At 37.1% G+C, this 12556-nt stretch carries 13 protein-coding genes and 4 tRNA genes; 11 read left to right on the top strand and 6 right to left on the bottom strand.

Going from position 1 to position 12556, the window contains the following annotated elements:
• Positions 1–11: 11 nt before the first annotated feature.
• Positions 12–977, top strand: coding sequence for a 2-hydroxyacid dehydrogenase (locus ACINWC141_RS07490; RefSeq protein ID WP_009389792.1), 966 nt, complete (start codon positions 12–14; stop codon positions 975–977).
• A 142-nt stretch (positions 978–1119) separates the two neighbouring features.
• Positions 1120–2547 carry a M48 family metalloprotease gene (locus tag ACINWC141_RS07485; protein ID WP_009389991.1) on the top strand — a complete coding sequence of 476 codons (1428 nt, stop codon included), beginning with the start codon at positions 1120–1122 and terminating at the stop codon, positions 2545–2547.
• A 90-nt stretch (positions 2548–2637) separates the two neighbouring features.
• Here the strand turns inward: ACINWC141_RS07485 and ACINWC141_RS07480 are convergent, their stop codons facing one another.
• Together ACINWC141_RS07480 and rpsU are read right to left on the bottom strand one after the other, a co-directional pair.
• The gene (locus tag ACINWC141_RS07480; protein ID WP_004791284.1) at positions 2638–3084 is read right to left on the bottom strand and encodes a GatB/YqeY domain-containing protein; all 447 of its coding nucleotides are present in this window, start codon (positions 3082–3084) and stop codon (positions 2638–2640) included.
• Between the two features lie 25 nt (positions 3085–3109).
• Positions 3110–3325 (bottom strand): 30S ribosomal protein S21, encoded by a 216-nt coding sequence (gene rpsU / locus ACINWC141_RS07475; protein ID WP_001136722.1) that lies wholly within the window; start codon positions 3323–3325, stop codon positions 3110–3112.
• Between the two features lie 145 nt (positions 3326–3470).
• On the opposite strand from rpsU, the gene tsaD reads away from it, so the two are divergent.
• A complete protein-coding gene (gene tsaD, locus ACINWC141_RS07470; protein ID WP_005306952.1) occupies positions 3471–4481 on the top strand; it encodes a tRNA (adenosine(37)-N6)-threonylcarbamoyltransferase complex transferase subunit TsaD in 1011 nt (336 codons plus the stop codon).
• 8 nt (positions 4482–4489) lie between these two features.
• On the opposite strand, the gene ACINWC141_RS07465 is transcribed toward tsaD, so the two are convergent.
• The gene (locus ACINWC141_RS07465; RefSeq protein WP_009390014.1) at positions 4490–5587 is read right to left on the bottom strand and encodes a DUF6670 family protein; all 1098 of its coding nucleotides are present in this window, start codon (positions 5585–5587) and stop codon (positions 4490–4492) included.
• 108 nt (positions 5588–5695) lie between these two features.
• Positions 5696–6577, bottom strand: a complete 882-nt coding sequence (locus ACINWC141_RS07460) for an ATP-binding protein (RefSeq protein ID WP_009390008.1) — start codon at positions 6575–6577, stop codon at positions 5696–5698.
• 178 nt (positions 6578–6755) lie between these two features.
• Here ACINWC141_RS07460 and ACINWC141_RS07455 point away from each other — a divergent pair, with 178 nt between their 5' ends.
• The 8 genes from ACINWC141_RS07455 to ACINWC141_RS07420 all read left to right on the top strand — a co-directional run bounded on the left by ACINWC141_RS07455 (position 6756) and on the right by ACINWC141_RS07420 (position 11043).
• Complete coding sequence (locus tag ACINWC141_RS07455) at positions 6756–8264, top strand: DUF3336 domain-containing protein (RefSeq protein ID WP_009389794.1); 1509 nt, start codon at positions 6756–6758, stop codon at positions 8262–8264.
• Complete coding sequence (locus ACINWC141_RS07450; protein WP_034677963.1) at positions 8251–9054, top strand: protein kinase domain-containing protein; 804 nt, start codon at positions 8251–8253, stop codon at positions 9052–9054. The genes ACINWC141_RS07455 and ACINWC141_RS07450 overlap by 14 nt, the downstream gene beginning before the upstream one ends.
• 105 nt (positions 9055–9159) lie before the next feature.
• Positions 9160–9244: transfer RNA gene (locus ACINWC141_RS07445), tRNA-Leu, on the top strand.
• 54 nt (positions 9245–9298) lie between these two features.
• Positions 9299–9372, top strand: a tRNA-Trp gene (locus ACINWC141_RS07440).
• Positions 9373–9399: 27 nt separating this feature from the next.
• Positions 9400–9484: transfer RNA gene (locus tag ACINWC141_RS07435), tRNA-Leu, on the top strand.
• A 68-nt stretch (positions 9485–9552) separates the two neighbouring features.
• Positions 9553–9626: transfer RNA gene (locus ACINWC141_RS07430), tRNA-Trp, on the top strand.
• A gap of 459 nt (positions 9627–10085) precedes the next feature.
• On the top strand, positions 10086–10295 hold the full coding sequence (locus ACINWC141_RS07425; RefSeq protein ID WP_003650775.1) for a cold-shock protein: 210 nt from the start codon (positions 10086–10088) through the stop codon (positions 10293–10295).
• Between the two features lie 277 nt (positions 10296–10572).
• Positions 10573–11043, top strand: a complete 471-nt coding sequence (locus ACINWC141_RS07420) for an AnBLUF65 family BLUF photoreceptors (RefSeq protein WP_009389951.1) — start codon at positions 10573–10575, stop codon at positions 11041–11043.
• Here the strand turns inward: ACINWC141_RS07420 and ACINWC141_RS20055 are convergent.
• Together ACINWC141_RS20055 and ACINWC141_RS07410 are read right to left on the bottom strand one after the other, a co-directional pair.
• Positions 11018–11365 (bottom strand): hypothetical protein, encoded by a 348-nt coding sequence (locus ACINWC141_RS20055; protein WP_034677960.1) that lies wholly within the window; start codon positions 11363–11365, stop codon positions 11018–11020. The genes ACINWC141_RS07420 and ACINWC141_RS20055 overlap by 26 nt on opposite strands.
• Positions 11366–11547: 182 nt before the next feature.
• A protein-coding gene (locus ACINWC141_RS07410; RefSeq protein ID WP_155757872.1) for an IS3 family transposase occupies positions 11548–12556 on the bottom strand; the annotation gives its coding sequence in 2 pieces (ribosomal slippage) (positions 11548–12371 and positions 12371–12556; 1010 coding nt annotated over the 2 pieces). This gene is flagged as partial in the annotation.

The following is a 12556-nucleotide window of genomic DNA, read 5'->3' as shown; positions in this document are numbered from 1 at the left end:
TAGGGATTTACATGAAAAAAGTTGTAGTTTTTAGCCAAATTGATGAAGAAATTTTGTCTCGATTGCAACAGACTTATCATGTTGTAGTTCTTAACCCAAAATTGGGTGATATTAATGAACAAATACGACAGCACGTTGTAGATGCTGATGGAATGATTGGTGCAGGACGGTTACTGAACGAAAATAACCTTGCACCTGCCCAAAAACTAAAAATTATTTCATCTGTAACAGTGGGCTATGACAATTATGATCTGGCTTATTTAAATCAAAGAAAAATCTGGTTATCAAATACGCCTCATGTTTTAACTGAAACAACAGCTGATCTTGCTTTTACATTATTACTAAGCGCGGCTAGAAAAGTTCCTTTTCTTGATCATTGGACCAAACAAGGTGAATGGAAAAGAACTGTGGGACCTCAGCAATTCGGTTTAGATGTTTTTGGAAAGACACTGGGAATTATTGGGCTTGGCAATATTGGAGCTGCTATTGCTCGACGTGGTTTTTATGGATTTAACATGAATATTGTTTACCATAATCGTCGTGAAAAGCCTGAATTAGCTGAACCATTAAATGCACAATATCTTGGTTTGGATCAATTACTACAGCAGTCTGATTTTGTAGTAACCGCAGTTGATTTAAATAATGAGTCGAAAGCTTTAATGGGTAAGACTCAGTTTGACCTTATGCAAAAACACGCTATTTTTATTAATATTGCGCGTGGTTCGGTGGTGGATGAGCAAGCTTTAATTGAGGCTTTGCAGCAAAATCAGATCTTTGCTGCTGGTTTAGATGTATATGAAAAAGAACCTTTGCAAGACTCAGCACTTTTTAAATTGCCAAACGTAGTCACTTTACCTCACGTGGGCTCTGCTACTGCCGAAACCCGTAAAAAAATGGCAAATCTTGCCTATAAAAATTTGGTTGAAGCTTTAGAAGATAAAACACCCCGATATTTGGTAAACCCAAACTTTGTATAAGTGATTAATAACACTTCATTGCAAAACTAGTCGATTTCGAGTGATATAGTAAAAGTCTATTGATTGAAAACCATTTTTTGTGGTTTAAATCAGTAGGCTTTTTTTATGGTTTAATTTTAATAGAGAAAAACTTTTGAGATTTTTGCCAGTTATTTTAAGTGCGACTTTTATAGCAAATGCTTCGTATGCACAGTCTTTCGACCCACAGCCATCTGCGAGTCAGGTGGAAATTCCGAATATTGGAAGTGGGATAGGCTTGCTTGATCAGCAAAAAGAAAAATTTATTGGTGAAAAAGTTTTTCGTGAAGTTCATAAACAAATGCCCGTTATCCAAGATATCTGGCTAGAAGACCAATTTTTTCAAGTATTTTCGAGTATTTTGAGTGAGACTCAACTTGGTCAGCCTATTGGTCTAGTTGTTATTAAAGATCCACAAATTAATGCTTTTGCTGTTCCAGGTGGTCTATTTGCACTTAATACTGGACTTATTGGTTCAGCTCGCAATATTGATGAAATTGCTGGCGTCATGGCGCATGAAATTGCACACGTATCACAAAGGCATTTTAGCCGTTCAGAGGAAGCCTTTAAGGGCCAAACGTTATTAAGTTTAGCTGGGCTTTTAGCTGGTGTCGCCATAGCTGCACAGGGTGGTGGAGATGCAGGAGCAGCAGTGATGTTGGGAACGCAGGCTGCATTAATGGATAAACAGTTAACATATAGTCGAAATCAGGAGCGTGAAGCGGACCGTATTGGCATGCAATATATGTATGCAGCGGGTTATAACCCGCAGAGTATGGCAGACTATTTTGAAACAATGCATCGTGCGACTAGTCGGGTGAGTTTTTTACCAGATTTCTGGCTGACCCATCCATTAACGACTGAACGCATGAGTGAAGCTCGACTTCGTGCGAACCAGATGCCTAAAGTTAAAAATCGCATATATGATACCGATTTTGAAATTTTAAAATGGTACACCATGGTGGTTTCAAATCAGGCTACTGAAAACCAACTACAGAGTCTGGCCTCACAAAAAAATATTGCTGGTCTTATTGCTTTAGCGGCTTTTTACGTGAAACAAGGTGATTACGCACAGGCACAGTCCACTTTAGACCAAGCGAAATCTAGTGGAAAACCTCTTGTTACGTTATTGCAGACTGATATTTATCTTGGACAAAACAAATTGGATCAAGCCTATACTTCAATTGCTTCAACACAAATGACTATGCCTGAAAATAGAGCTTTTAGTTATAAGTTGGCTGAAGTGTTGCTACGCCAAGGAAAATTTGCCCAGGTTCAAACTCTGGTTCAACGGTTTATCAATAAAAACCCGAGAGATATCCAAGGTTGGCAATTTTTACAGCAAGCAGCTAATTTGGACAAGGGAGCATCTTTGAGGGCAGTCAACGTCCTGCGCTATCGAGCGGAAGCTGAATATTGGTCGGGGAGTGAAGAGAATGCAATTAAATCGATGTTGCATGCTCAACGATTAGCAAAAGACAATCAAGCAATGTCGGCTAGAATAGACAGTAGATTGAAACAAATGCAAGATGAGCGAAGAATGAAAATTTAAAGATATATCTTTAAAAAGTTTCAAATATATAAACACGCACAAACTAAAAAGAAATTTGGTTTGAGGGAATATAGAATTTAAGAGAAGAGGTTAAGCTAATTTAGCTTTAATTTTTGCTGAAACTACAGAAGGATCGGCACGCCCGGCTATGATCGGACGTAGAGAATTCATCACCTTACCCATATCTTTCATGCTAGTTGCTTCTTGAGCAGAAATCGTTTGCTCAATAAGAGAATCAAGCTCTTCCTCAGTCATAGCTTCTGGTAGAAACTGAGATAAAATCTCAGCTTCGGCTTGTTCTTTACTAGCTAAATCATCACGACCAGCACCTTCAAAGGCTTTGATCGATTCTTTACGTTGTTTAATTTGCTTTTCAATGACCGCAAGAACCTGAGCGTCGCCAAGCTCTATGCGCTCATCGACTTCGATTTGCTTAATTGCTGCTTGTAGACTACGCAAAACCGTCACTGTTGCCATATCTTTGGCACGCATAGAAGTTTTTAATGCATCAGTAATTTGGTTTTTTAAAGTAGTCATAATTCAGCAGTCAATCACAAATTAATTAGTAAAGGCGAGTAGTACGTACAGATTCGCGAGCCAATTTCTTTTGGTAGCGTTTAACTGCAGCAGCTTTTTTGCGCTTACGTTCTTGAGTTGGTTTTTCGTAGAATTCGCGTTTACGAACGTCAGCTAAAACACCAGCTTTTTCGCATGAACGTTTGAAACGACGGATAGCTACGTCAACTGGTTCGCCTTCTTTCAACTTAACTTGTGGCATGTAAAATCCTCTAGATTATGGATAAGATCAAGCACACTATTGTGCCGGATCACAAGTGAAGGTCAGTATTTTACTCATTTACAACTCATATCACAAGTCTATAATAGCGATTGCAATATTTTGACTCATATAAAAGGCAGTTTTGATGATTGTTTTAGGCTTGGAAACTTCTTGTGATGAAACAGGGTTGGCACTTTATGATAGCGAACTCGGCTTGCGGGGACAGGTTCTTTATAGCCAGATTAAACTTCATGCCGAATATGGTGGAGTAGTACCTGAACTTGCTTCTCGAGACCATGTTCGTAAATTAATTCCTTTAATGAATCAACTGCTTGAGCAAAGTGGTGTAACAAAACAAGAGATTGATGCTGTTGCTTATACACGTGGTCCTGGCTTAATGGGAGCCTTAATGACAGGGGCTTTATTTGGAAGAACTTTAGCTTTTTCTTTAAATAAACCTGCCATTGGTGTTCACCATATGGAGGGGCACATGTTGGCACCTTTACTCTCAAGTCAACCACCCGAATTTCCATTTGTTGCCTTATTAGTTTCAGGTGGACATACACAACTAATGGCAGCTCACGGGATTGGTCAATATGAGCTTTTAGGTGAATCTATTGATGATGCAGCAGGGGAAGCCTTTGATAAAGTTGCAAAAATGATGAGCTTGCCATACCCAGGCGGTCCTAATATTGCGAAATTGGCTTTAAGTGGTAATCCGTTAGCATTTGAATTTCCGCGACCAATGCTTCATCAAGGTTTAGATTTCTCTTTTAGTGGTTTAAAAACAGCAGTTTCTGTGCAATTGAAAAAATTGAATGGTGAAAACCGAGACGCAGATATTGCAGCTTCATTCCAAGAAGCAATTGTAGATACATTAGTAAAAAAATCAGTAAAAGCCTTAAAGCAAACTGGACTTAAGCGTTTAGTTATTGCGGGTGGAGTAAGCGCAAATTTACGATTACGTGAACAGTTGGAAACCTCATTAGCTAAAATTAAAGCACAAGTTTATTACGCAGAACCTGCTTTATGTACTGATAATGGGGCAATGATTGCTTTTGCAGGTTATCAACGCTTAAAAGCAGGCCAACATGATGGTCTGGCTGTAACCACAACACCACGTTGGCCAATGACTGAGTTGTCTATTCCTGAGTAAAACAACTTCTATTCAAAAGCTTTTTGGTTTTCAATATCAATGTATTCGATATATCCACGGCCTTGAACTTCATTACCGAAATAATTACCGGTAAATATATAACTACTTGCATAACCTCGCCCATGACCGTAGCGGAGTGGGCAGTCAATTTCTGCCTGAATATTTAAAATAATTTGTTTCGCATCATTTCTAGCAATCCATGAAAAATATTTCGGAAGTCGCATCTTTTGTCCAGTTGGTGAGACGTAATCATCCACTTGATGGGAAATAACGTCAAAACTGACATCTGTATAAATTTCTGCGGGTCGGTCAAGATATCTAATATGCAAAGTATAAGCCGCTGTCTGTCCCGCAATATCTGCTTTTGTTAGAAGAAGTTGAGTGGTTTCATTTAAATTAATAATTTGATAAGTAAAAAAATCAAGCGGCAGTTTGTGGGCATCAGGAAGAAGTTTGTTTATGAAACTATGTGGCCCAACCGCTCGGGCATATTCATAAGTGCAGAGCCCCTCGCTTTCAATGTGTTCTGCTTGGTAGTTTAAATAGCCTTTAAACTTTGCCAATAAACTAAAATGATCATAAATCGGTGTTTTTATGAACCAAGAAACATGTGGGGTAACATCGATATCAAAGTTGAAATCAAGTCCCTCATAGTGTCCATGGACATGAATTTGCGGGAATTTTCCTTGAATTGAAATTTCTTGACCTAGTTCGATTAAGCTTCCATCTTCATTAATTTTTGTATCTTCAGGAATGATATAAGCCTTAAGCAAAGCTTGCTCAATTGCGGCTGTACTTGAAAAGAAAGTAGCTGTTTTTCTAGGTTTTCCATCAATTATATTATCGTGATCAAATGCGAGAGCACCGGGTGTGCCTAGTAAAATCATAATATTTAAATAACGATGTGGCTCAGGCAAAAGCGGAAAAAAGATGCCGTAATGAGTCCAGCTATAATATTTTTCATTAACTCGGGGCTGGATGATATGAGACTGAGAAAAAGGAAGAGTTGAGTATTTTTCTGCTTTATCTATAACACCTTGCGCGAGCAATAAGCTTTGACCTAAAACTTTGCTGCCTATAGAAATTTTGGGCAATTGTTTTTTCATATATAAACCTAAATCATGATAAGACTATCTTTGTTTTAGGTTATGAAAAACAACTATCAAAACTAAGCGGTTTTCAGGCCAAAGCTAAGGCTTTGTGGGACATTTTGTTTAATTGTTAGACAGCTCTTTTAAGCCATTTAAACCAATCCAGTGCTTAGAAAACTGATAAGCGGCACGACCTGAACGTTGACCACGCATTTGACACCAACGCAAACTTTCAGCACGAACTTCGTCGTTAAAAACCATATTTGCCTTATGAATATAATGCTCTACGATTTCTAAATATAAACTCTGATCCATTGGATAAAAAGATAACCATAAACCAAAACGATCTGACAAAGAGATCTTTTCTTCAATCGCTTCTTGTGGGTGCAATTCAGTATATTGTGGAACATCAACCTTGGTTACAGGCGTATTTTCATGCATGAATTCTGGTAACAAATGACGGCGGTTACTGGTCGCATAAATAATAAAATTACTTGAACCTGACTGTAATGAACCATCCAATACACTTTTTAAACTACGGTAATTTTCATCTTCAGCATTAAACGCTAAGTCATCACAATACACGATGTATTTTTCAGGTCGGTTTTGAATAAGTTTCTGAACTTTAGGTAAATCTGCCAGGTCGTCACGCTCAATTTCAATTAAACGTAATCCTTGAGGGGCATATTCAGTCAATAGAGCACGAACAATTGATGACTTTCCTGTACCACGCGAGCCAGTTAAAAGCACATCATTTGCGGGTAAACCATTTAAAAATTGCAAAGTGTTTTGAATGATTTTTTCTTTTTGACGTTCAATTCCTTTTAAGTCATCAAGATAAATATCTTTAGGTGTGTAGATAGCTTTAAGTTGCTGATTTTCCCATCTAAAAGCAGGTGCGTTAAAATCTGTCTCTTGTTTAGGTTCAGGTAAGACCTGCTGTAACTGATTTAATACAAGTGATAATGTTTGAACTAAATTATCTGGTAAATCAATGGTAGCCATGGTAAGTCAATCATGTTAAACAGTAATTTAATAGGATACTAACACCGAAATTAACAGGCTGACAAAAAAGTTGTTATCTATACAGTTTATCGGTTTTGCAATTGATTGAAATCTTCAGACCGCGCATAGTGTTGCTGTGTCTATTCAGTAAAATCATCTGTGAAGATGAGGACGAAATATGTTTGAAAAAATACGAAGTGATATGAATCCGCATCAGGCCTACCGTATCAAAAAATTACAACGTCAATTAGACATGGCTGAATCTTATGAAGAGTGGAAATCTTTTGCACTAAAACTAGATGAAGAAACAGGTGTGCAAGAGTGGAAGTTTGATAATAGTTCGCCTTACTTCGATGCAGAACTCATTTCTTATAGATACACTTTACTGAAAAGATATCGTCAGCAACATCGAACGCTAGATCTCATTTATTTACTCAAAGAAGGTCTAACCTACGATATTGCAAATATTGGTCACCCTATGTTGTTTGCTGCAACGCATGTGGGAACAAAAAAATTAATTGAAGATTATATTGAAGAAGTTAGTCAAAGCTTGGCCTATATTGCTTCAAGTGAATGTATTACTTTTCAAAGAAAAGAAAAAATTGAGTTTTTTGAAAATTGTGAAAAAGCATATGGACAACCAGCGCTTATGTTCTCGGGTGGTGCGACTTTAGGTCTTTTTCACACTGGAGTGTGTAAAGCTTTAATTGAACAAGATTTAATGCCTAAAGTATTGTCTGGCTCAAGTGCAGGGGCAATTATGACAGGCATGCTCGGAACTTCTGCCCGTGAAGATGTTCAAAATTTATTAAATGGAGAACAATTTTTTAGTGATGCTTTTCACTTTAGAAAACTTCGTGAGCTCATTAAAGGAAATGGTGGAATTGCCGATGTGCACTATTTGAAAAAGTTCCTTGTTGAAAATCTGGGTGATCTCACGTTTGAGGAGGCTTTCAAAAAATCTGGTTTAAACATTAATGTTGCGGTTGCACCCTATGATGCAACAGAAAACCCGCGAATCATGAATGCCATTATGACGCCTAATGTTTTAGTGTGGAGTGCTGTGTTGGCTTCATGTGCTGTACCTGTATTATTTCCACCCGTACGTTTAACCAGCAAACGTTATGACGGCGAACACACGCCTTATATGGCAAATACAAAATGGGTAGATGGCAGTGTAAGAAGTGATTTTCCGCAAGAAAGAATGGCACGTCTATATAATTTAAATTACACCATCGCGAGTCAGGTTAACCCACATATTGTTCCATTTATGCAAAATGACGCAGACCGCTTTCGTAAAGACGTTTTAAGTTGGCCAGAACGGATTTTAAGACGTCAAGGTAAAGTGCTATCTATGGGACTTATGGACTTTACACGTCAAAGACTTGGTTCTATTTCTCCGGTTAGACGATTACTCGATCATGGCTATGGTGTAATGGGACAGCGTTATTATGGCGATGTGAATATCATTGCTAAATATGGTTTGAGTCACTATACCTATACTTTGCAAAACCCACGTCCGCATTTGTTTAAACGTTTGCAACGAGAAGGGGAGCGTGCGACTTGGCCAAAGATTTCTTCGATTGAGACCCATGCTCGTATTGGTAAGACGATTCAGCATTGTTTAGAAGTTTTGCGTTTTGAAGAAAAGCAACAACAGCCAGAGTCATATTATGCTGAAGCATGATTTTGCTTCGCATATAGAAAATTTAAAAAGTGTGACAAAGCCTGCAAGTGCCGCTTTAGGGCGGTATCTATGGCTATGTCGTATAGATAACAAAAACTATTGGTTAAAATATCATTTGCCTGAGACATTTGTTCAAAGTGAGCGAGACTTCATACATGAACAATTGTTTTACGAAGAAATCAATCATAAAAAAACTGCATGGCTTTTACCCCATAAATTAATCGAAGTGAGTACTATTCCTCAGTTAAACCATTCTTTAGGTAGAGTTTTAATTTTACCTGATACTGATTTGTGGTTTGGCCCATTGCCTCATAAGACGGATTTAACTGATATCTATCATACGATTTGGTTCTCGCTAGATAAACTCGCAGAACTCCATAAATTTGGTTGGATTCATGGAGATATTAAGAAAGAGCATTTTCGAAAGTTTGAGCAAAATGCTTATTTGATTGATTTTGAGAAAGCTCGACTTTTATCGAATTCAGATTTAAGGATGGATGCTACACCACGTTATATGGCTCCAGAGTTGTTTGGAGGGGCCAGTAAAGATATACAAAGCGATTTATATGCATTTGGTATTGTTCTATATGAATGGTTAACCCAAACTCGCTTAGAAGCAGGGAGTTACTATGATTGGGCAGTATTACATTGCCAAAATTTAACCATTCAATTGCCAACACAATTTATGAATTTTTATCCATTACTTTTAGGTTTATTGCAAAAAAAGCAGCAAAATCGATTCTCAAATGCTGCTGAAGCGTTAAATTGCTTAAAATCAGTTTCAATCTGATAAAAATCATTGATCTAGTTTCTGTATACTATTTACTCGGTCAGGAATTTTTGAAAAAAAAACACTTGTCACTGCAAGTTCTTATCGCTAATATACACAGCCATCGGGGGCGTGGCGAAATTGGTAGACGCACTGGATTTAGGTTCCAGCGCCGCAAGGTGTAAGAGTTCGAGTCTCTTCGCCCCCACCACTTTAAGTTAAAGCTTAAAGTTTGATACAGGTGTTAAGTCATCTATATCTTGGAAGAGGATTGGTGTAATGGTAGCATGACGGTCTCCAAAACCGTTCGTCAAGGTTCGAGTCCTTGATCCTCTGCCACATTTATTTTAAATAAATGTCCCAGATGGGGGCGTGGCGAAATTGGTAGACGCACTGGATTTAGGTTCCAGCGCCGCAAGGTGTAAGAGTTCGAGTCTCTTCGCCCCCACCATTAAAAGAAGCAAGACGATGTTCTTGCTTTTTTTATGATTAAATCCTTAGCTATTTAATCATAAAGATAGAGGATTGGTGTAATGGTAGCATGACGGTCTCCAAAACCGTTCGTCAAGGTTCGAGTCCTTGATCCTCTGCCAAGATTTAAAAAATAGAACTCCTCTTTAGGAGTTTTTTTATTGCCTGAATTTTTTAAAGCTCAAATTATTTCATCTCTTTATTTATATTTTATTCTGTTGTTTGATAAGTTATAACCATGCATTCTTCTGCTCACCTCTATTTTATCTAATCAGATGTAAGTTGTTGGTTAAGTAGGGAATATACTAAGTTTTTAGTTGTCTTATTAAGTTATTGTTTTTCGGTTTTTTATTATAATTTATAAAATTTTTTTCATAAAAAGCTTGAATAGAAATTTATTTAGTGTATCATGCTCTTAACTAGAAAAAAGTCTTGTTAGTAAATCTTCTTTAAAGTATCGTAGTTTTAGTCATAATCCTTCGTTTTTTAAGATCTTAACTCAATTTGTTATTCTTTTTTCAAAGTTATGTTAGTGTCATTATTAAATGATGCTAAAATATTAGAAATCAGTAGGATATATCATGTCTAATACAGTAAGCGGTACAGTAAAATGGTTTAACGAAACTAAAGGTTTCGGTTTCATTCAACAAGACAACGGTCCAGATGTGTTTGCTCACTTCAAAGAGATCTCTGGTTCAGGTTTCAAAACTTTACACGAAGGTCAACGTGTAACGTTTACCGTTACTCAAGGTCAAAAAGGCCCAAATGCTGTAAATATTATTCCACAATAATATTTCAGTAAGAAAAAAAGCACTATTTAGTGCTTTTTTTATTTTTGTCTTTTAAAGGAAATTCTGTTTTCTTTTAAGATCTCTAAAAGTCCTCTAGTAAGAGGGCTTTTTGTTTTATATCCAGTATATAAGTCTAATAAGTTTTTCATAATCACTCATCAGTTGGTTGTTTAAGCATATACTTAATGTGGAGAAGAAATATAAATTATCAGGAATAGATATATGTTAGATTAGAAAATCTTTAAATAAAGAAATTTTATATTTCACGGAATTGTTAATGAACGTTCGACTGTGTTATGCCAGCCAACGAAACGAAAAAAATGAAGATTTATTACAAGATTTACGTGATATCCTGACAGAAGCTCGAAATTTCAATGATTTGAATCAAATTTGTGGTGTGCTCTATTATGCTGATAATGCTTTCTTTCAATGTCTAGAAGGTGAGCAAGAGTTAGTTGAAGGATTATTTGAAAAAATTAAAAATGATCAACGACACCATAATATTAAATGGTTGTGTACATATTCCATTGATAAAAACTCTTTTCAGCGTTGGTCAATGAAATATGTACAGCGTAATACAAATATTGAATCTTTCTTTTTAAATATGGGTGAATCAAGTTTTAATCCCATCCGTCTTGATGAACAAAATCTCAAATTCTTCTTAGATGAGCTATTAATTACTGAGCAAACTAAAATTATTCCTGTTAAGAAAGTGGGAATGGTCAATCGTGGTGTAAATCCGTTCTAACATTTGACGTTATACCGATCTGGATATACTTGAGTTTAGGTATTATTTTAGTCATGATTAAATACACAATAACTGAAATTGAGAACATCCAGATCACTTCTAAACTTTGACTAATAACGAACATTGCCCAATAAAAAAAACTAAATAAGGCTAGGCATAGTCCACTACCTTTGTAATACCAAGTGATAAATATTCCAAAGAGAGCTGAAGAAAGAACGAGGTTGGTCGTCTCATTCATTCCTAGGTAATTAAATAAAATAATGAGTAAGCATAAAGCTAACATTGATAGTAAATATACAAATATATTTTTTGCAATAAACATTTTCTATATCCTATCTGATGATTAAAAAAGTTATCTTTCCTCTGTTTCCAGAGGAAAGATAGTACATATTAATTTTTTGAGATTCTTTTTCTATTGTTAGGAGTTTTTATATTAATAAAGATTACGTTATTTTTTCTCCAGATGGTAATCCTCCCATAAATAACCGAAGTTAAAAGTAGAGGTTAAGCAGCCATTAGAGGTGGCTTTCCTTTGTTAGCTTGATGTGGTCTTTCATGGTTGTAATGCCACAACCAGTTTGTTGCATAATCTTGTACTTCATCCAAAGTATCAAATAAATGCTTGCTCAGCCAACTATAACGTATGGTCCGATTATAGCGTTCAATATACGCATTCTGCTGTGGCTTACCCGGTTGAATATATTCAATACGAATACCGTGCTCAGTAGCCCAGCGCACAAATTCGTGACTGATAAATTCGGGACCATTATCGCATCGGATCACTAACGGTTTTTCTCTCCACTCCAGCAATTGATTCAACGTACGAATAACCCTGATTGTGGGCAATGAGAACCCTGCTTCAATGGCTAGGCCTTCGCGGCGGTAATCATCAATCACATTCAATAATCGAAACTTGCGACCATCGGAAAGCTGATCATGCATAAAATCTAATGACCAAACCTGATTTTCTCGGATTGGTTCTTTCAATGGTTCAGGCGCATGCCGTTTTAGTCTTCTTCTCGGTTTAATACGCAGATTCAGTGCCAACTCACAGTAAATGCGGTAAACCCGCTTGTGATTCCAGCAGCAACTCTCAACATGCCGTAAATACGAGAAGCACAAACCAAAGCCCCAATCGGAATTTTCCTCAGTGAGTTCAATGAGCTGTTCAGCAATGAGTGCATTGTCATCGCTGAGTTTGGCTTGATAGCGGTAGCAGGTTTCACTAATGCCAAATGCTTTACAAGCCAAACGAATACTAATGGCATGCTGGGCAACTGCCTGTTGTGCCATCTTACGCCGGCAAGATGGCTTTACCACTTTTTTGCCATCGCTTCCTGGATGATTTCGGCCTTTAATCGCTCTTCCGCATACATCTTTTTAAGTCTGGTATTTTCGGCTTCTAGCTCTTTCAGTCGAGCCATTAATGATGTATCCATACCACCATATTTGGCACGCCATTTATAAAAGGTAGCATTACTCATGCCGTGTTCACGGCAAAGGGTCGCTACAG

The sequence above is a fragment of the Acinetobacter sp. WC-141 genome (genome assembly GCF_000313935.1).
GTDB lineage: Bacteria > Pseudomonadota > Gammaproteobacteria > Pseudomonadales > Moraxellaceae > Acinetobacter.
This window is presented reverse-complemented; position numbering and strand designations above follow the sequence as displayed.

What these genes read in the sequence shown, in the direction of transcription:
- rpsU (WP_001136722.1), bottom strand. Translation starts at nt 3,325, where the DNA reads ATGCCACAAGTTAAGTTGAAAGAAGGCGAACCAGTTGACGTAGCTATC.
- ACINWC141_RS07420 (WP_009389951.1), top strand. Translation starts at nt 10,573, where the DNA reads ATGAACGTTCGACTGTGTTATGCCAGCCAACGAAACGAAAAAAATGAA.
- ACINWC141_RS07490 (WP_009389792.1), top strand. Translation starts at nt 12, where the DNA reads ATGAAAAAAGTTGTAGTTTTTAGCCAAATTGATGAAGAAATTTTGTCT.
- ACINWC141_RS07460 (WP_009390008.1), bottom strand. Translation starts at nt 6,577, where the DNA reads ATGGCTACCATTGATTTACCAGATAATTTAGTTCAAACATTATCACTT.
- ACINWC141_RS20055 (WP_034677960.1), bottom strand. Translation starts at nt 11,365, where the DNA reads ATGTTTATTGCAAAAAATATATTTGTATATTTACTATCAATGTTAGCT.
- tsaD (WP_005306952.1), top strand. Translation starts at nt 3,471, where the DNA reads ATGATTGTTTTAGGCTTGGAAACTTCTTGTGATGAAACAGGGTTGGCA.
- ACINWC141_RS07455 (WP_009389794.1), top strand. Translation starts at nt 6,756, where the DNA reads ATGTTTGAAAAAATACGAAGTGATATGAATCCGCATCAGGCCTACCGT.
- ACINWC141_RS07450 (WP_034677963.1), top strand. Translation starts at nt 8,251, where the DNA reads ATGCTGAAGCATGATTTTGCTTCGCATATAGAAAATTTAAAAAGTGTG.
- ACINWC141_RS07425 (WP_003650775.1), top strand. Translation starts at nt 10,086, where the DNA reads ATGTCTAATACAGTAAGCGGTACAGTAAAATGGTTTAACGAAACTAAA.
- ACINWC141_RS07465 (WP_009390014.1), bottom strand. Translation starts at nt 5,587, where the DNA reads ATGAAAAAACAATTGCCCAAAATTTCTATAGGCAGCAAAGTTTTAGGT.
- ACINWC141_RS07480 (WP_004791284.1), bottom strand. Translation starts at nt 3,084, where the DNA reads ATGACTACTTTAAAAAACCAAATTACTGATGCATTAAAAACTTCTATG.